Annotated in this window: 18 protein-coding genes and 1 riboswitch; of the genes, 13 read left to right on the forward strand and 5 right to left on the reverse strand. The window is 58.1% G+C overall.

The window, feature by feature from the left end; genetic code table 11:
- Positions 1-42: 42 nt before the first annotated feature.
- Complete coding sequence (locus ACVWZ0_RS07520; RefSeq protein ID WP_253454833.1) at positions 43-951, reverse strand: gluconeogenesis factor YvcK family protein; 909 nt, start codon at positions 949-951, stop codon at positions 43-45.
- Positions 952-1,128: 177 nt separating this feature from the next.
- Positions 1,129-1,262, forward strand: a riboswitch (molybdenum cofactor riboswitch).
- Here ACVWZ0_RS07520 and moaA point away from each other — a divergent pair.
- The 8 genes from moaA to ACVWZ0_RS07560 all read left to right on the forward strand — a co-directional run bounded on the left by moaA (position 1,249) and on the right by ACVWZ0_RS07560 (position 5,972).
- Positions 1,249-2,238 carry a GTP 3',8-cyclase MoaA gene (gene moaA, locus ACVWZ0_RS07525; RefSeq protein ID WP_253461063.1) on the forward strand — a complete coding sequence of 330 codons (990 nt, stop codon included), beginning with the start codon at positions 1,249-1,251 and terminating at the stop codon, positions 2,236-2,238. Its footprint overlaps the riboswitch before it by 14 nt.
- A gap of 15 nt (positions 2,239-2,253) precedes the next feature.
- Complete coding sequence (moaB, locus tag ACVWZ0_RS07530) at positions 2,254-2,769, forward strand: molybdenum cofactor biosynthesis protein B (RefSeq protein WP_253454832.1); 516 nt, start codon at positions 2,254-2,256, stop codon at positions 2,767-2,769.
- 3 nt (positions 2,770-2,772) lie between these two features.
- Positions 2,773-3,258 (forward strand): cyclic pyranopterin monophosphate synthase MoaC, encoded by a 486-nt coding sequence (moaC, locus tag ACVWZ0_RS07535; RefSeq protein ID WP_253454831.1) that lies wholly within the window; start codon positions 2,773-2,775, stop codon positions 3,256-3,258.
- The gene (gene moaD / locus ACVWZ0_RS07540) at positions 3,251-3,496 is read left to right on the forward strand and encodes a molybdopterin synthase sulfur carrier subunit (protein ID WP_253454830.1); all 246 of its coding nucleotides are present in this window, start codon (positions 3,251-3,253) and stop codon (positions 3,494-3,496) included. Before moaC ends, moaD begins: the two co-directional genes overlap by 8 nt.
- Position 3,497: 1 nt before the next feature.
- Entirely contained in the window at positions 3,498-3,950 is a 453-nt protein-coding gene (gene moaE, locus ACVWZ0_RS07545) for a molybdopterin synthase catalytic subunit MoaE (protein WP_125288839.1), read from the forward strand.
- Positions 3,951-4,072: 122 nt separating this feature from the next.
- Complete coding sequence (locus tag ACVWZ0_RS07550) at positions 4,073-5,161, forward strand: DUF1615 domain-containing protein (protein ID WP_253454829.1); 1,089 nt, start codon at positions 4,073-4,075, stop codon at positions 5,159-5,161.
- A 108-nt stretch (positions 5,162-5,269) separates the two neighbouring features.
- Complete coding sequence (locus ACVWZ0_RS07555; RefSeq protein WP_253454828.1) at positions 5,270-5,653, forward strand: type II toxin-antitoxin system RelE/ParE family toxin; 384 nt, start codon at positions 5,270-5,272, stop codon at positions 5,651-5,653.
- The gene (locus tag ACVWZ0_RS07560) at positions 5,646-5,972 is read left to right on the forward strand and encodes a helix-turn-helix domain-containing protein (RefSeq protein WP_253454827.1); all 327 of its coding nucleotides are present in this window, start codon (positions 5,646-5,648) and stop codon (positions 5,970-5,972) included. Before ACVWZ0_RS07555 ends, ACVWZ0_RS07560 begins: the two co-directional genes overlap by 8 nt.
- Before the next feature lie 50 nt (positions 5,973-6,022).
- Here the strand turns inward: ACVWZ0_RS07560 and ACVWZ0_RS07565 are convergent, their stop codons facing one another.
- Positions 6,023-7,966: a methyl-accepting chemotaxis protein gene (locus ACVWZ0_RS07565; protein ID WP_253454826.1), complete on the reverse strand. Its 1,944-nt coding sequence runs from the start codon at positions 7,964-7,966 to the stop codon at positions 6,023-6,025.
- Between the two features lie 227 nt (positions 7,967-8,193).
- Between ACVWZ0_RS07565 and ACVWZ0_RS07570 the strand changes: the two genes are divergently transcribed.
- Positions 8,194-8,904, forward strand: a complete 711-nt coding sequence (locus tag ACVWZ0_RS07570) for a Bax inhibitor-1/YccA family protein (protein ID WP_125288836.1) — start codon at positions 8,194-8,196, stop codon at positions 8,902-8,904.
- 29 nt (positions 8,905-8,933) lie between these two features.
- Here ACVWZ0_RS07570 and ACVWZ0_RS07575 read toward each other — a convergent pair whose 3' ends face one another.
- Genes ACVWZ0_RS07575 through ACVWZ0_RS07585 form a run of 3 tightly spaced genes read right to left on the reverse strand, consistent with a single transcriptional unit; the run spans position 8,934 to position 11,910 of the window.
- Positions 8,934-9,902: a lysylphosphatidylglycerol synthase domain-containing protein gene (locus ACVWZ0_RS07575; protein WP_253454825.1), complete on the reverse strand. Its 969-nt coding sequence runs from the start codon at positions 9,900-9,902 to the stop codon at positions 8,934-8,936.
- Positions 9,902-11,152, reverse strand: a complete 1,251-nt coding sequence (gene clsB, locus ACVWZ0_RS07580) for a cardiolipin synthase ClsB (protein ID WP_253454824.1) — start codon at positions 11,150-11,152, stop codon at positions 9,902-9,904. The genes ACVWZ0_RS07575 and clsB overlap by 1 nt, the downstream gene beginning before the upstream one ends.
- Positions 11,149-11,910 (reverse strand): endonuclease/exonuclease/phosphatase family protein, encoded by a 762-nt coding sequence (locus ACVWZ0_RS07585; RefSeq protein WP_253454823.1) that lies wholly within the window; start codon positions 11,908-11,910, stop codon positions 11,149-11,151. The genes clsB and ACVWZ0_RS07585 overlap by 4 nt, the downstream gene beginning before the upstream one ends.
- 186 nt (positions 11,911-12,096) lie before the next feature.
- Here ACVWZ0_RS07585 and ACVWZ0_RS07590 point away from each other — a divergent pair, with 186 nt between their 5' ends.
- The 4 genes from ACVWZ0_RS07590 (at position 12,097) to ACVWZ0_RS07605 (ending at position 16,453) form a co-directional block, all read left to right on the forward strand.
- Positions 12,097-12,477, forward strand: coding sequence for a YbhQ family protein (locus tag ACVWZ0_RS07590; RefSeq protein ID WP_253454822.1), 381 nt, complete (start codon positions 12,097-12,099; stop codon positions 12,475-12,477).
- Positions 12,478-12,724: 247 nt separating this feature from the next.
- Positions 12,725-14,125 (forward strand): ATP-dependent RNA helicase RhlE, encoded by a 1,401-nt coding sequence (gene rhlE, locus ACVWZ0_RS07595; RefSeq protein WP_253454821.1) that lies wholly within the window; start codon positions 12,725-12,727, stop codon positions 14,123-14,125.
- Between the two features lie 88 nt (positions 14,126-14,213).
- Complete coding sequence (gene dusC / locus ACVWZ0_RS07600; protein WP_253454820.1) at positions 14,214-15,161, forward strand: tRNA dihydrouridine(16) synthase DusC; 948 nt, start codon at positions 14,214-14,216, stop codon at positions 15,159-15,161.
- A gap of 101 nt (positions 15,162-15,262) precedes the next feature.
- Positions 15,263-16,453 carry an MFS transporter gene (locus ACVWZ0_RS07605; protein WP_253454819.1) on the forward strand — a complete coding sequence of 397 codons (1,191 nt, stop codon included), beginning with the start codon at positions 15,263-15,265 and terminating at the stop codon, positions 16,451-16,453.
- Positions 16,454-16,463 lie beyond the last annotated feature (10 nt).

The following is a 16,463-nucleotide window of genomic DNA, read 5'->3' on the forward strand; positions in this document are numbered from 1 at the left end:
AGGCCGTCGCCGTCTCGTCCTGGGAGCAAGGGTTTCGGCGCGCTAGCCCAGTCGCTGGATCGCTTGCTCCAGCGCGCTGTGCAGCAGCTGGCGGTCGTGGCGGTATTTGATATCCGCCGCCTCCAGCGGCTCCTGCACGATCAGGCGTTCGCTGACGCCCGTAGTATCCACATGCGGGCCGACCACGACGGCATCAATCACCTTCCTGCCGATATATTTTTCCATGACGGTCAGCTTATCCGCCAGCGTCAGCTGTGCCGCCGCCGGGCTAAGCTCTTTGCCCAGATTACCGATAAACACCATCGGCGCGGGCGTGCGTCTGAGCGCCTGCGCCATATCCGGCAGCAGCAGCACCGGCATCAGGCTGGTATAGAAACTGCCTGGCCCAATCAGGATCAGGTCGGCCTCGTGGATTGCCTCAACCGCTTCTTTGGTCGCGTTGGCTCTGGCCGAAAGCAGCAGCTCGCGCGGCGGCATGGCAAGCTTGTCGATCGCCGTTTCGCCGTAAACCTGCTGACCCCGATCGTCAAGGGCTATCAGGTCGACCGGCTGTTCGGACATGGGGATCAGAAAAGCATCCACCTTCAGCAAACTGCGGATCAGATTGATCGCCTCGATCGGCCGCACGCTCAGGTGATCCAGCGCTTTCAGCATCAGATTACCCAGGTTATGTCCGGCCAGCTCGCCCTGGCCACCGAAGCGATACTCGAACATGGCGGAGGCCACGCTGGGTTCGGTAATCAGCTGGTTCAGGCAGTTGCGCATATCACCCCAGGCGATGCCGCCTTCCGCATGACGAATACGTCCCGTGGAGCCGCCGTTATCGGTGGTCGTGACAATGCCGGTCAGGCGTGAGCCGAGCGACGACAGCGCGGATAAAACACGGCCCAGGCCATGCCCGCCGCCAAGCGCCACGACGCGATCGAGATCGGCCAGAGTACGGTTACGCATAAAATTCCTTCAATATGTTAACAGTGCAGCCAGCCTGTCAGTGGTTTTTGCCTTATTTTACGCTAAGGTGCCGTAAAACGGCGGTAAAAAAACGTTATATATCAAAATACATAGCGAAATTCCTTACTGGCAACCGCGCTTCGTTAGCAGTAGACTTTTACTACCATGGCTTACCATACCGGTAAGTCACACTTAGCCCTGGCGCCTAAGTCTTCGGATAGGGTGCTTTGGCCGCAACTTTACGTTGCCAGGGTGCAGAAAGAAATGCCTGCATCTCCCGATATTTGGAAAGGTGTTCTGGTGTCACAATTTACTGATAATTTCGACCGCAGCTTTTACTATCTGCGCCTGTCGATCACGGACGTTTGTAATTTCCGCTGTACCTATTGCCTGCCGGATGGCTACAAGCCGCAGGGCGTCACCAACAAAAGCTTCCTCTCGCTGGATGAAATCCGGCGCGTCACCCGTGCCTTTGCGGCGGCGGGCACGGAAAAGGTGCGCCTGACGGGCGGTGAACCTTCGCTGCGTCGCGATTTTACCGACATTATCGCCGCGGTGCGCGAAAACAGCGCTATTCGTCAGCTGGCGGTCACCACTAACGGCTACCGGCTGGCGCGTGACGTGGCGTCCTGGCGTGAAGCGGGGCTGACGGCGCTGAACGTCAGCATCGACAGCCTTGATGCCCGTCAGTTTCACGCTATCACCGGTCAGGACAAATTCCATCAGGTCATGGCGGGTATTGACGCGGCCTTTGACGCAGGCTTCAGCAAGGTCAAAGTCAACACCGTGCTGATGCGCGACGTTAACCATCACAGCCTGCAAACCTTCCTTGACTGGATCCGCGACCGGCCAATCCAGCTACGCTTTATTGAGCTGATGGAAACCGGCGAAGGCGGCGATCTGTTCCGTAATCACCACGTATCAGGCGAGGTGATCCGCGACCAGCTGCTCCAGCAGGGCTGGGTTCGCCAGCTACGCGGGCGCAGCGACGGCCCGGCGCAGGTGTTCTGCCATCCGGACTATGCCGGTGAAATCGGCCTGATCATGCCCTACGAGAAAAATTTCTGCGCCAGCTGTAACCGCCTGCGCGTGTCGGCCGTCGGCAAGCTGCACCTCTGTCTGTTTGGCGATGGTGGCGTGTCGCTGCGCGATCTGCTGCAAAGCGACGATCAGCAGGCAGAGTTGCAGGCGCGCATTGCCGCCAGCCTGAAAACCAAAAAGCAGACGCATTTTCTGCATCAGGGCAACACCGGCATCACGCAGAATCTCTCTTTTATCGGCGGCTAACGCATGGAGTCTACAATGGCAAAATCGACGGCGGAATTTATCCCGCTTAACGTGGCGGTGTTGACCGTCTCCGACAGCCGCGACGCGGCGGAAGATACCTCGGGCGACTATCTGCGTGAAGCGCTGGCGGAAGCCGGGCATCAGGTGCTGGATCACGCGCTGGTGAAAGACAACCGCTACCGCATTCGCGCCGTGGTCTCCAGCTGGATCGCCAGCGCGGATGTCCAGGTGGTGATCGTGAACGGCGGGACGGGCTTTAACAGCAAAAACAGCACGCCGGAAGCGCTGCTGCCGCTGTTCGATCGTGAAATCGACGGCTTTGGCGAGCTGTTCCGCATGGTTTCCTGGGAAGATGTCGGCAGCGCGACCATTCAGTCGCGCGCCGTCGCGGGCATGGCCAACCAGACGGTGATTTTTGCCGTTCCCGGCTCCACCCGCGCCTGTCAAAGCGCCTGGGAAAGCATTATCCGCGATCAGCTCGACGCCCGCACTCGTCCCTGTAATTTTGTCTCGCACCTGAAGAAGCCCTGAACTATGTCCCAACTGACCCATATTAACGCCTCCGGCGAGGCGCACATGGTGGATGTCTCCGCCAAAAACGACACCGTACGTGAAGCGCGTGCGGAAGCCTTTGTGGTGATGCATCCCGATACGCTCCAGATGATCCTGGACGGCAGCCATCACAAGGGCGATGTCTTCGCCACGGCGCGCATTGCGGGTATTCAGGCCGCCAAGCGTACCTGGGAGCTGATCCCGCTGTGCCATCCGCTGCTGCTAAGCAAGGTCGAAGTGACGCTGAGCGCCGATACCGCCAACAGCCGCGTGCGTATCGAATCGCTGTGCCGTCTGACCGGCAAAACCGGCGTAGAGATGGAGGCGCTGACGGCGGCCTCGGTGGCCGCGCTGACCATTTACGACATGTGCAAAGCGGTGCAGAAAGATATCAGCATTGAACAGTGCCGACTGCTGAGCAAAAGCGGCGGCAAATCCGGCGATTTTAAGGCGGATAAGCATGATTAACGTCCTTTTTTTTGCGCAGGTGCGCGAGCTGGTCGGCACCGACAGCATCAGCGTTACCGAAGACTACGCCACCGTGGAAGCGCTGCGTGCGGCACTGGCGCAGCGAGGCGATCGCTGGTCGCTGGCGCTCTCGTCAGACAAGCTGCTGGCGGCGGTCAATCAGACTTTGGTTTCCGCCCAGCATCCGCTGAAAGCGGGCGACGAGGTCGCGTTTTTCCCACCGGTAACCGGAGGTTAAAATGGAAACCCGGATCAGAGTAGGGCAGGCGCCGTTTGAGATGGCCGAAGAGTACCGCTGGCTGGCCGCCTGTGATGAAGATGGCGCCGTGGTGACCTTTACCGGCAAAGTGCGCAATCACAACCTGGGCGATAACGTTTCTGCGCTGACGCTGGAGCATTATCCGGGGATGACCGAAAAGGCGCTGGCGGAGATCGTGGCCGAAGCGCGCGAACGCTGGCCAATGCAGCGCGTGACGGTGATCCATCGTATCGGCGAGCTGTTTCCCGGCGATGAAATCGTGCTGGTTGGCGTCAGCGGCGCACATCGAGGCGCGGCTTTTGCGGCGGCGGAATTTATTATGGATTATCTGAAAACCCGCGCGCCGTTCTGGAAAAGAGAAGCCACGCCGGAAGGCGAGCGCTGGGTTGATGCCCGCGACAGCGATAAAGAAGCCGCCTCGCGCTGGGCATAGCGGTTCTTTGCCGCCGGTCGGCAAGGGCGGGCCGTTCCGGGGGCTGTTTTAGCCCGCTCTGATGGATTAATCATGTTTCGCTGTGTAACCTTGAGGTAAATTTTTTTTACACAGGGAAAGTCATGGTTTACTCCGCCGTTAAACGTCTGTCGCTGCTGGCCTTGCTGGTGCTGGCAGGCTGTAGCACTCAACCTGAAAAGAAGCTGCCCGAGCGGCGCCCGGCCGATGTAAAAGCGCAGATCACCCGGCTGCTGCCGTCCAAAGTCAGCGATCGTCAGGGCTGGACTGACGACATCTTCGCCGCGTTCACCAGCCAGAAGCTCGATCCTTCCGTCAGCAACGTCTGCGCCGTTATTGCCGTCGCCGATCAGGAAACCACCTTTAATGCTAACGCCAGCGTGCCGGGCCTGCCGAAAATCGCCTGGGGCGAAATCGACCGCCGCGCGGGCAAGCTGCATATTCCCTCCTTCGTGGTGCGTACCGCGCTGCGGATCAAATCGCCGAACGGCGAGAGCTATACCGACAGGCTGGACAAGGTGCGCAGCGAAAAAGAGCTGAGCGCCATTTTTGATGATTTTATCAATATGGTGCCGATGGGGCAGACGCTGTTTGGCAACCTCAACCCTATCCACACCGGCGGCCCGATGCAGGTCAGCATTGCCTTTGCCGAGGCCCATGCCGATGGCTACCCTTACCCGATCGATGGCACTATTCGTCGGGAAGTGTTCAGCCGTCGCGGCGGCGTCTGGTTCGGCACCCGCCATCTGCTTGGCTATCCGGCTAACTACAGCAAAACGCTTTACCGCTTCGCGGATTTTAACGCGGGCTGGTATGCCAGCCGCAACGCGGCGTTTCAGGCTGCCGTGGCGCGGCTTAGCGGCATTAAACTGGCGCTGGACGGCGATTTGATCCAGTACGGTTCGGATGCGGCCGGCTCCACCGAGCTGGCGGTACGGGCGTTGCACTTAGGGTTAAGCGACGGCGCCATCCGCAGCGCGCTGGAGAAAGGCGAAACGCTGGCGTTTGAAAAAACCGACTTATGGCAGCAGGTGTTTGCCCGGGCGGATAAAAATGCCGGCAGGCGTCAGCCGCGCGAGATGCTGCCCGGTATTAAGCTGGAAAGCCCGAAAATTACCCGCAGTCTGACTACCGCCTGGTTCGCGCAGCGCGTGGACGGACGTTATCAAAGCTGTCTGGGACGGGCAAACTAAGTCGATATGGTTAAATATTGCGCTTTGCTACTGTCCTTAGTACTATAGTAAAGTAAGGTCTGTCAGGGCGCAGGAAGCGCCGGGTAATTGATAGCAAGGATAGCGATAATGGCGATTTTTGTATTAAAGCCGTTCGACAGAAATCTCAAGGGGACGGGTATTGATAACGATAAGATTCGGCAGGCCGCCAGAGAAGTAATAGCCGGTTATTATGAAGCCAGTCTGGGCGGCCATGTCTATAAAAAGCGCATTCCGCTGGAGGCTGGAAAAAGCGGAGGCGCGCGTGCTGTGGTGGTGTTTAAATTGCAACAGCATCTTTTCTTTGTTAACGGTTACCCTAAATCCGCTGCAAAAAAAGCGGGTAAGGAAATTTCAGCCAGCGAGCTTGAAGCATACAGAAAAATTGCGGCGGAGCTGTTCACTATGTCGCCTGAAATAGTGGAAAAAGCGCTGGCCGCAGGAAAAATGCGAGAGGTTAAATTTGATGGTTGACCATTTAAAGGACTTACAGGAAATCGCCCACGACTTTCATGAAGTCGGCGGCGTTTCTGCTGAAACCGTGCACTACATTGATGCCCGTGTTCGATTGCAGGAGCTACGCCAGCATCTTCCTGTGGTGCAGGATATGCCCGGCCAGGCGATACGGCAGCTGCGCGAGCGTTTCGATCTCAGCCAGGCGATGCTGGCCGAATACGTCAATATGTCGGTGGTAACCATTTCCAAATGGGAGCGGGGCGAAAAGAAACCTAACGGCGCGGCGTTAAGAGTACTGAATACGCTGGCGCGCAAAGGCCCGGATGCCTTTGCCTGATGCTATCCTGAGCGATTAAGGCAGCCTCAGTGCGAGGCTGCCATCTTCCGTTACGCCGATTCCAGCCTGAAGATTTGTACCGTTTGCGCCAGCTGTTTCGCCTGATCTTCCAGCGAGGCGGCGGCGGCGGACATCTGCTGAACCAGCGCGGAGTTCTGCTGCGTCGCGCCGTCCATCTGGTTGACGGCCACCGTCACCTGGCCAATGCCCTGCGACTGCTCGTCGGAAGCGTGCACGATCTCGCCGATAATCGTCTTCACGGAATTCACGGCGGTATTCATCTCCTGCATGGTTCTGCCCGCGTCCTGCACCAGCGAAACCCCGGTATTCACGCGCTGCGTTGATTCGCCAATCAGCGCCGAGATGTCTTTTACCGCGTTGGCGCTGCGCTGCGCCAGACTGCGTACTTCCGACGCCACCACGGCGAAACCACGGCCCTGTTCGCCAGCCCGAGCGGCTTCCACCGCGGCGTTAAGCGCCAGAATATTGGTCTGGAAAGCAATGCCGTTAATGATGCTGGTGATCGCACCGATTTTCTGCGAGCTTTCGTCAATCTGCTGCATGATTTCCACCACCTGCTGCACCAGCTGCTCGCCTCGCTGTGCGATAGCGGTGGCGTTATCGGTCAGCTCGGTGGCGCTGTGCGCGTTATCGGCATTGTGCTTCACCGTGGCGGTAAGCTGTTCCATGCTGGCGGCGGTCTCTTCCAGCGCGGCGGCCTGCTGTTCGGTACGCGATGCCAGATCGAGGTTGCCGGAAGCGATCTCTTCTGCGCCCTGGCGGACGGAATCGCTGGCGGAAATGATCTCGCCAACCATCGTGCGCAGCTGCTGCTGCATGGTCTGCATGGCGAAGAAAATGCTTTGCCTGTCCTGCGCACCAACCGGAATATCCGCGCTGAGGTTGCCTTCCGCCACGCCAAGCGCGATTTCTGCGGCCTGAGAAGGTTCGCCGCCCACCGGCCGGGAGATTTTTCGGCTGAACAGCACGCCCAGCACGGCGCAGACAATCACAATGCTCAGCACCATCATAATCAGCGCATGGATCAGCTGACGGTTGGCCTCAGCCATTACCGCACTGACCGGCGCCACCACGCCCAGATACCAGGGCTGCTGGCTGTTGCCGATGGTCACAGGGCGCCAGGTTTCCAGCACATCCTCGCCCAGCACGCGGTCAAAATGCTGCACCACATCCTGGGTAAAGCCGTTGGTTTCGCCTTTATACGCCTTGCCCGCTTCCGCTTTGTCAGGGCTGGACACCACCAGGCCTTTGTTGGAAAGCAGCAGCGCATAGCCGGTGCCGCTCCAGGGCTTCACCGCGCCCACGCTTTTTTGCAGCGAGGCGAGCGAGATATCGGACGTGGCGACCGCTTTCAGCTGGCCGTTATCCATAATCACCGCCGCCACCGAGGTCAGCAGCGTCGGCACGCCGTTATAGGCGTAGCTGTAAGGTTCAATCAATACATCCTTTTGCAGCTTTTGCGGGATCAGATAGTAGTCGCCCTGGCCGGGCGTGAAGATGGATTCCAGATTATGCATGGCGAAATTGCCCGCGCTGTCGCGATCGACAAAGCGCGCGAAACGTCCCTGCGGCGGCGTACCGGGCCGGGCGGCGAATTCCGCATCTTTGCCGTCAAAGGCATTGGCTTCAAAGGTGATCGACAGCGACAGATAGTCCGGATTCTGCTTCATGGCTGCCTTCATTAACTCTTCCGCGACTTTGCGATCGGGCACGCCAGCGGCGGGCAGGGCGAGAATGCTCTGGCCCATATCTCTGGCTACCGTGCGGGCGTAATCAAGGCTTTGCTGCACGCTGAGCGCGTTGCTTTGGGCAATTTGTCCCAGATACTGCTCGGCGATTTTGCGCTGTTGCTGGCTGGACTGCCAGCTGAGCAGACCAATAGTGATGGTAAAACCGAGCGTGATAGTTAACGCGCCGGTCAGGAGCATCATGGTGCGCGTGCTCATTTTTCGCTTCTGGTGTGGCTTGTTCATCAGGAACCCCTGGAGTGAATTAAATTGTTCTCAGACTTCCCGGTAAGCGTTCTCCCTGTGTTCACTCTATCGGCAAAAAATGGTTGACCTTTATACAGTCGCGGGGCGTCAGGCCAGGTTTGTGGTGCAAGGGGAATTTTTGTCACGAAAAAGCTACAGGCGCTGCTGGCCCAACCCGGCCGGACTGTGCCAGACTTAGCAGTAAATTCACCTTAAAGGAGAGCATCATGGAAAGATATCCTCGTTCCAACGGTTCTATTGTTTCCGGCGCCACCACGGGCCTGCAAACCTACATGGCGCAGGTCTACGGCTGGATGACCTGCGGTCTGCTGCTGACCGCTTTCGTGTCCTGGTTTGCCGCCAACACCCCTGCGGTCATGCAGCTGGTTTTTGCCAATAAAATTACCTTTTACGGGCTGATTATCGCCCAGCTGGCCGTGGTCTTTGTGCTGTCCGGCATGGTGCACAAGCTGAGCGGCGCGGTCGCGACCGGTCTGTTTATGCTCTATTCGGCGCTGACCGGGCTGACGCTGGCCAGCATCTTTTTGCTATATACCTATTCGTCTATCGCCAGCACTTTTGTGGTCACCGGCGGGATGTTCGGCGTAATGAGCTTCTGGGGCTATACCACTAAGCGCGATCTGAGCCGGATGGGCAGTATCCTGTTTATGGCGCTGATCGGTATTCTGCTGGCGTCGCTGGTTAACTTCTGGCTGAAAAGCACCGCGCTGATGTGGGCCGTTACCTATATCGGCGTGCTGGTGTTCGTCGGGCTGACCGCGTATGACACGCAGAAGCTGAAAAATATCGGTGAGAATATTGATGTGCGGGATAAAGAGAATCTGCGCCGCCACTCGATTATGGGCGCGCTGACGCTGTATCTGGACTTTATTAACCTGTTCCTGATGCTGCTGCGGATTTTCGGCAACCGCCGTTAATGAACAAGGGGCGTTTACCGCCCCTTTTTTTACGCCTGCTTTTGCATATCCTGCTGGTTTTTATGCCTCAGGCTTTTCGCCCGGCTCTCCAGCCACAGATAAAGCACCAGCGCCAACAGCAGCGGCGCGATAAAGTAGATGACGCGATAGGCCAATAGCCCGGCGATAATGGCGCCGTGCGACAGATGCTCGCCGCTCAACAGCGCCAGGAATACCGCTTCCAGCACGCCAATCCCGGCAGGGATATGAATAATCACGCCCGCAATACTGCTGATCAGCAGCACGCCCAGCACCTGAGGATAATCAACCTGCTGCGCAAACAGCAGCCAGATAATCATCCCCATCACCAGCCAGTTAGCGCTGGACACCGCAAACTGCAGCATCGCCATGCGGAAAGAGGGCAAAGCCAGCTTGTGGCCTTTTACCGTCCAGCGGCGACGTTTGGAGAAGGCGCAGAGCGCAAGATAAAACACCACAAAGGCCAGCAGCCCCACGCCGATCGCGCGCAGCGTGCCTTCGCCAATAAACCAGCCTTTGGGGATCGGCACCGCGCCGCTGCTGAAAACGATACCGGCCACCAGCACGTAGCCCAGCCAGTTGGTGGCGATACTGAGCGAAAAAATACGCGTAATGGTGCTGCCGCTCAGGCCGAGCCGCGAATAGAGCCGGTAGCGCATCGCCACGCCGCCTACCCAGGTACTGAGCGTCAGGTTAAAGGCGTAGCAGATAAACGACACCAGCATCACCTGCCGCTTTTGCAGCTTGTGGCCGCAGTAGGCCTGGCCGATTAAATCGTAGAGGCCATAGGTCAGATAGCTGACCACCACCAGAGCTACGGAGGCGAGAATAGCCGTGCGGTTATAGTTGGTAATAACGTTAAGCACGTCATGCCAGTTAACCTTGCGGGCGTAAATCACCAGCAGCACGATTACCGCGATAAAAAACAGGCCGGTCAGCCCTTTTTTTATCCATTTCCAGCGAGCATGTGACTGAGACATCAGGATTTAGCCCTCTCTTTTTCACTGTCAGATTCGACGCGATCCTGGGTTTCCATTTCAGGCTGCACCGGCGGCGCGATCTGCGCCAGCTTAGGCGTATGCGCGGGCAGCCAGCCGGCAATCGCCGGGAAATGCCGCAGGAAGTGGAAGACCACAATGCTTTTCCCCAGCTGCCACCAGTTTTGAGGAGGGAGCTTATCTTCATCCACCCGTACGCAATCTTCGGCCAGCAAACGCGCCAGTTCGGTGCGCAGGGTCTGGTTGAATGCGCGATCGTGAATGATCAGATTCGCCTCCAGATTCAGCGACAGGCTAAGCGGATCGAGATTGCTGGAGCCAACCGTTGACCAGAATTTATCCTGGATGGCAATTTTGGCATGGAGCGGACGCCGGATATATTCGTATACCTCCACGCCGCCGCCGACCAGATAGTTATACAGCAGCTCTGCGCCGACCTTGACGATCGGCATATCGGGCTTGCCCTGCACGATCAATTTCACCGATACGCCGCGCTGGGCCGCCGAGCGCATTTCGCGCAGCAGACGATAGCCGGGGAAGAAATAGGCGTTGGCGATAATCACCTCTTCTTTGGCCTCGCGCAGCATATCGATATAGTGTTGCTCGATATCGTCGCGGTGCTCGTTGTTATCTCGCCAGACAAACAGCACCTGCGCATCGCCCGGCGCACGGTTGCGCACGGCGCGGTGCGACCGTCCGTTCCACCAGCGCCTGACAGGCTGTTCGCTGTTGATCGCCTCCTTGACGTAGCGGGCAATATCTTCCACCACCGGGCCTTTGACCTCGACGGTGTAGTCCTGCTTCGCTTCCTCGCCGTAGCTGGAATTATGCTCGGCGGAATAGTTAATGCCGCCGACAAAAGCGATTTCACCGTCGCAAACCACGGTTTTACGGTGCATGCGGCGGAAAACGTTGGTTCTCATGCCAAGCACCAGCGGGCGCGGATCGTAAAAGATAAAGCGCACGCCAGCGGAGGTGAGACTGCGGATAAATTCCGGCGAAAGGTCGTTAGAGCCATAGCCGTCCAGCAGCATTTCAACCTTCACGCCGCGCGTGGCGGCATCCAGAATAACTTCCTGCAGGGCTTTCCCGACTTCATCCTCAAAAAGAATAAAAGTTTCCAGCAGCACGCTCTCTTTTGCGCGGCGGATCGCCTCGAAGACGCGGGGAAAATATTGTTCGCCATTGGCCAACAGGCGCAGGCGATTACCGTCACGCCATTCCGTTTTCATAAGTGTATCTCCACAGCCAGAGGCGCGTGATCGGACAGGTGCGACCAGGGTCGCAGCGGTATTTTGTGCGGATGACTGACGGCGGCATTACGAACGTAAATTCGATCCAGTCGTAACAGAGGAAAGCGGGCAGGGAAGGTACGTGCCGGGCGGCCGTTTTTCTGGCTGAATACCTCTTCCATCCCCGCTCCTCGTTGTAATATTTTATTGGCTTTTTGCTGCCAGTCGTTGAAGTCGCCCGCCACCACCACGGGTTCATCCGGCGGCAGACTATTAAGCAGCTCGCAGAGCATGGTTAGCTGAGCGGCGCGATGCGCGTCCCGCAGGCCCAGATGCACGCAGACGGTATGCAAAATCTTGTCGCTGTCGGGGAGCGTTATTTTACAGTACAGGAGGCCCCGCTTTTCCGTGCCCTCTACGGAGATATCCCGGTTTTCATAGGACAAAATGGGAAAGCGGGACAGCAGCGCGTTGCCATGATGGCCTTCAGGATAGACGGCGTTGCGCCCATAGGCGAAATCTTGCCACATCATCTCGGCAAGAAATTCGTAATGGGGCGTGTCGGGCCAGTTCTGCACCTTAATAGAGTGCAGATCGTGAGAGCCCATGACCTCCTGCAAAAAGACAATATCGGCCGAGGTATCTCTGACCGCATCCCTTAATTCCGGCAAAATAAAACGCTTATTGGTCGCGCTGAAACCCATGTGCGTATTGATCGTCAGGACTTTTAATGAAAATCCTTGCGGTTTTTGTGACATACTGTGCGCGCTCTCCTCTTCGGATCAGGAAGAGTAAAGTGTAGTCCTTGTCACAAAAGTGTGCCGCTAAGTGCAGAAATTTACGGCATTAATTAAGAACTACGGTAGTCTGATGAAATGCGTTGTCACTTACTGTGACAGCCAGGCTTGGGCAGACCTCAGTCAGGTCTGTCGGGAGATAAAATAATGAAATGGTCCAATCGTGTTCAGATTGTTACCGGACAAACCTGTGTCCATATCACGCTGCACCTGCTGCTGATTGCCGCCCTTGTCTGGGGCTGGCAGCATCATGCGCTGTTCCAGGTCAGCTCGGTGTTACTGGCGATGTACGCCAGCGTCTTTATCGTCATGCTGCCGGCCCAGCGCCTGCCGCGTTTACGTCGCCTGGGCGACTTCCTGGAAGACGTCACCACCACTTACTATTTTGGCGCCGCGATGCTGGTGCTGTATCTGCTGTCCCGCGTAGTGCATAACAACCTGCTGCTGGGCTGCGTTGGCGTGGTCATGCTGACCGGGCCCGCCGTGGTTTCGCTGCTGGCTAAAGAGCCGGTGCGCGTTCGCCGTTAACGCCGGGCGGGCCGCGACGGCCCGCCATCCTGCAGCTTCCCGGCCCCTGTTCCCGTGATAAACCCGCCGCTTTTTTGACCGTGAAAGAATATTTCGCGCCGGGCGTGGAACATCTGTTATAATCCGGCCCTTACGCACCGTGGTTTGTGCCCCCTTTCAAGCGTCAGGCTGAGCCTGGCGTCATATTCTCCCCCTGGAAACTACACCGCTTGTCGCGGTCAGGGCGGAACCGGAGTCAGTCAACTTTATGTCATTTGATTCTCTCGGCCTTAATGCCGATATTTTGCGTGCAGTTAACGAACAGGGCTATAACGAGCCAACCCCTATTCAGCGTCAGGCGATCCCTGTCGTACTGGGCGGGCGCGACCTGATGGCCAGCGCCCAGACCGGTACCGGTAAAACCGCTGGTTTTACGCTGCCGCTGCTGCAGCTGCTGAGCAGCTCAAGCCCGCATCCAAAAGGTCGCCGCCCCGTTCGCGCGCTGATCTTAACCCCAACCCGCGAGCTGGCCGCGCAGGTTGGCGAAAACGTGCGCGATTACAGTAAATATCTGGATCTGCGCTCGCTGGTCGTCTTTGGCGGCGTCAGCATCAACCCGCAGATGATGAAGCTGCGCGGCGGCGTTGACGTGCTGGTGGCAACACCGGGCCGTCTGCTGGATCTGGAGCATCAGAACGCGCTGGATCTGTCACAGGTTGAAATCCTGGTGCTGGACGAAGCGGACCGTATGCTGGATATGGGCTTTATCCACGATATCCGTCGCGTGCTGTCCAAGCTGCCGGCTAAGCGTCAAAACCTGCTGTTTTCCGCTACCTTCTCCGACGAGATCAAAACCCTGGCGGAAAAACTGCTGCATAACCCGGAGCAGGTGGAAGTGGCTCGCCGCAACACCGCTTCCGAGCAGATTACCCAGCACGTGCACTTTGTGGACAAAAAGCGCAAGCGGGAACTGCTTTCTTTCCTGATTGGTCGCGACAACTGGCAGCAGGTGCTGGTGTTTACCCGCACCAAGCACGGCGCTAACCATCTGGCTGAACAGCTGAATAAAGATGGCATCACCGCCGCCGCCATCCACGGCAACAAGAGCCAGGGCGCGCGTACCCGTGCGCTGAGCGACTTTAAAGACGGCAACATTCGCGTACTGGTGGCGACCGACATCGCCGCGCGCGGTATCGATATTTCCGAACTGCCGCACGTAGTTAACTACGAGCTGCCGAACGTGCCGGAAGATTATGTGCACCGTATCGGCCGTACGGGTCGTGCTGCCGCCACCGGCGAAGCGCTGTCGCTGGTCTGCGTGGACGAGCACAAGCTGCTACGCGATATCGAGCGCGTGCTGAAGCGTGAGATCCCGCGTATCGCTATTGAAGGCTACGAGCCGGATCCGAGCATCAAAGCGGAGCCGATTCAGAACGGTCGTCAGCAGCGTGGCGGCGGTGGCGGCGGTGCAGGCCGTGGTCGCGGCGCGCCGCAGGGCAATCGCGGCGGCGAACGCGGTCGTAGCGGTAACGGCGGTGGCCGTAGCCAGGCAGCCAGCGGCGAGCGTAGCCAGTCGGAGCGTCAGGGCAGCGGCCCACGTCGTCAGGGCGAAAGCGCTGGCGCACCGCGCACCAACAAAACCCGTCAGCGTCGTTCTAATCCGGCGTAACGGTAAATAAAGGGGATCGCCCGATCCCCTTGTTTTCGCTGGCGGTTAAGCCAGCCTCCTCTTTCCTTTATCAGCAACGGTTTGTGACATGCGCGTTTTACTTGCCCCGATGGAGGGCGTGCTTGATTCACTGGTGCGCGAACTGCTCACCGACGTCAACGATTACGATCTCTGTATCACCGAGTTTCTGCGGGTGGTCGATCAGCTTTTGCCTGCCAAATCCTTTTACCGGCTCTGTCCGGAGCTGCTTCACGCCAGCCGTACGCCTTCCGGCACGCTGGTGCGTATTCAGCTGCTGGGTCAGTATCCTGAATGGCTGGCGGAAAACGCGGCGCGCGCGGTGGAGCTGGGCTCCTGGGGCGTCGATCTGAACTGCGGCTGTCCTTCCAAAACCGTTAACGGCAGCGGCGGCGGCGCCACCCTGCTGAAAGATCCCGAGCTGATTTATCGCGGCGCGAAAGCGATGCGCGCAGCCGTTCCTGCGCATTTGCCGGTGACGGTGAAGGTGCGGCTGGGATGGGAGTCAGGCGCGCGACAGTTTGAAATCGCGGATGCGGTAGAGCAGGCCGGCGCCAGCGAACTGGTGGTGCACGGGCGAACCAAAGAAGATGGTTACAAGCCGGAGCGGATTAATTGGCAGGCGATTGGCGAGATCCGCCAGCGTCTGACTATCCCGGTTATCGCCAACGGTGAAATCTGGGACTGGCAAAGCGCGCAGGATTGTCTGCGGGTAACGGGCTGCGACGCCGTGATGATCGGGCGCGGCGCGCTTAACGTGCCCAATCTGAGCCGGGTGATTAAATATAACGAACCGCCTTTGCCCTGGCCGCAGGTGGTGACGCTGCTACAGCGCTACGTGCAGCTGGAAAAACAGGGTGATACCGGGCTTTATCATGTTGCCAGGATCAAACAGTGGCTGGGCTATCTGCGCAAAGCCTATCAGGAAGCCAGCGATCTGTTTAGCCAGGTACGCGCGTTGAAAACCTCAGGCGAGATCGCGCTGGCGGTGGATCGCTATGCGTTAACGGTGAGATAACTCGCCGTTCCTATTACAAATTTGTAACATTTAGCCGCAGGATCTCACCTTGTGCTAAGGGTATGATGTGAGGCTTATCACACTTATTTTCCGGCTCTGACATGTCTGCGATCCCAGCCTTATCCAGCGCTCAGCTCAACAAGCGCATTATTTCCGTGGTGATTTTCACCTTCTTTTGCTACCTCTCTATCGGTCTGCCGCTGGCGGTTCTGCCTGGCTACGTGCATAACCAGTTGGGCTACAGCACCTTTATCGCTGGCTTAATTATCAGCCTGCAATACTTCGCTACCCTGATCAGCCGTCCACAGGCCGGGCGCTATGCCGATCTGCTCGGCCCGAAAAAAGTGGTGCTGATGGGCCTGGTGCTGTGCGGCGCCAGCGGTTTGTTCAGCATCCTGGCGGTGATGTTTAGCACGCCGCTAACCAGCCTGATTTTATTGGCTATCGGGCGCGTTATGTTAGGGCTGGGCGAAAGCCTGACCGCCACCGGCTCCATTCTCTGGGGCATTAATATTGTCGGCACCACGCAAAGCGCGCGGGTAATCTCGTGGAACGGCGTAGCGACCTATCTGGCGATGGCGCTGGGCGCGCCGCTGGGCGTGATGCTTAACGCCGCCTTCGGCATCCCTGGTTTTGCCGGATTGATTGTGCTGATGGCGGTTTTTGGTTTCTGGCTGGCGTCTCGCCGTGCGGCGGTGGTGGTCACTACAGGCCAGCGCATTCCGTTTAACCAGGTGTTTTCCCGTATCTGGCCGTACGGACTCTGTCTGGGGTTGGGCACTATCGGCTTCGGCGTTATCGCCACCTTTATCACGCTCTATTTTGCCAGCCACGGCTGGCGCGGCGCGGCCTTTTCGCTGACGCTGTTCAGCGCGGGTTTTGTGGCGATGCGTCTGGTGTTCAGCAACTTTATCAGCCGGTTTGGCGGCCTGCGCGTTTCCGCCTGCTCTTTCACTATCGAGTGCGTTGGCCTGCTGATTATCTGGCAGGCGCACTCGTCGCTGGTGGTGGATATCGGCGCGTTTCTGACCGGCTCCGGCTTTTCGCTGATCTTTCCGGCGCTTGGCGTGGAGGCTATCAGGCAGGTGGCGCCGCAAAACCAGGGATCGGCGCTCGGCCTCTATTCTGCCTTTCTGGATTTTGGCCTGGGCATCACTGGGCCGGTGGCGGGACTGCTGATAGGGCGCTGGGGTATTGATACCGTTTATCTGGCAGCGGCTGTGGTGGTGGCTTTTGCGCTGGTGGTGATTATGCGGTTACGCCTGCGGGCGGGCGCAGCGTTAGAAAACTAAGGCTGCATCA

This window comes from Erwinia sp. TECH1 (assembly GCF_054057575.1).

Bases quoted from the DNA above. Each gene is read 5' to 3' on its own strand.
- ACVWZ0_RS07520 (WP_253454833.1), bottom strand. From the start codon at position 951: ATGCGTAACCGTACTCTGGCCGATCTCGATCGCGTCGTGGCGCTTGGC.
- moaB (WP_253454832.1), top strand. From the start codon at position 2,254: ATGGCAAAATCGACGGCGGAATTTATCCCGCTTAACGTGGCGGTGTTG.
- moaC (WP_253454831.1), top strand. From the start codon at position 2,773: ATGTCCCAACTGACCCATATTAACGCCTCCGGCGAGGCGCACATGGTG.
- moaD (WP_253454830.1), top strand. From the start codon at position 3,251: ATGATTAACGTCCTTTTTTTTGCGCAGGTGCGCGAGCTGGTCGGCACC.
- moaE (WP_125288839.1), top strand. From the start codon at position 3,498: ATGGAAACCCGGATCAGAGTAGGGCAGGCGCCGTTTGAGATGGCCGAA.
- ACVWZ0_RS07550 (WP_253454829.1), top strand. From the start codon at position 4,073: ATGGTTTACTCCGCCGTTAAACGTCTGTCGCTGCTGGCCTTGCTGGTG.
- ACVWZ0_RS07555 (WP_253454828.1), top strand. From the start codon at position 5,270: ATGGCGATTTTTGTATTAAAGCCGTTCGACAGAAATCTCAAGGGGACG.
- ACVWZ0_RS07560 (WP_253454827.1), top strand. From the start codon at position 5,646: ATGGTTGACCATTTAAAGGACTTACAGGAAATCGCCCACGACTTTCAT.
- ACVWZ0_RS07565 (WP_253454826.1), bottom strand. From the start codon at position 7,966: ATGAACAAGCCACACCAGAAGCGAAAAATGAGCACGCGCACCATGATG.
- ACVWZ0_RS07570 (WP_125288836.1), top strand. From the start codon at position 8,194: ATGGAAAGATATCCTCGTTCCAACGGTTCTATTGTTTCCGGCGCCACC.
- ACVWZ0_RS07575 (WP_253454825.1), bottom strand. From the start codon at position 9,902: ATGTCTCAGTCACATGCTCGCTGGAAATGGATAAAAAAAGGGCTGACC.
- clsB (WP_253454824.1), bottom strand. From the start codon at position 11,152: ATGAAAACGGAATGGCGTGACGGTAATCGCCTGCGCCTGTTGGCCAAT.
- ACVWZ0_RS07585 (WP_253454823.1), bottom strand. From the start codon at position 11,910: ATGTCACAAAAACCGCAAGGATTTTCATTAAAAGTCCTGACGATCAAT.
- ACVWZ0_RS07590 (WP_253454822.1), top strand. From the start codon at position 12,097: ATGAAATGGTCCAATCGTGTTCAGATTGTTACCGGACAAACCTGTGTC.
- rhlE (WP_253454821.1), top strand. From the start codon at position 12,725: ATGTCATTTGATTCTCTCGGCCTTAATGCCGATATTTTGCGTGCAGTT.
- dusC (WP_253454820.1), top strand. From the start codon at position 14,214: ATGCGCGTTTTACTTGCCCCGATGGAGGGCGTGCTTGATTCACTGGTG.
- ACVWZ0_RS07605 (WP_253454819.1), top strand. From the start codon at position 15,263: ATGTCTGCGATCCCAGCCTTATCCAGCGCTCAGCTCAACAAGCGCATT.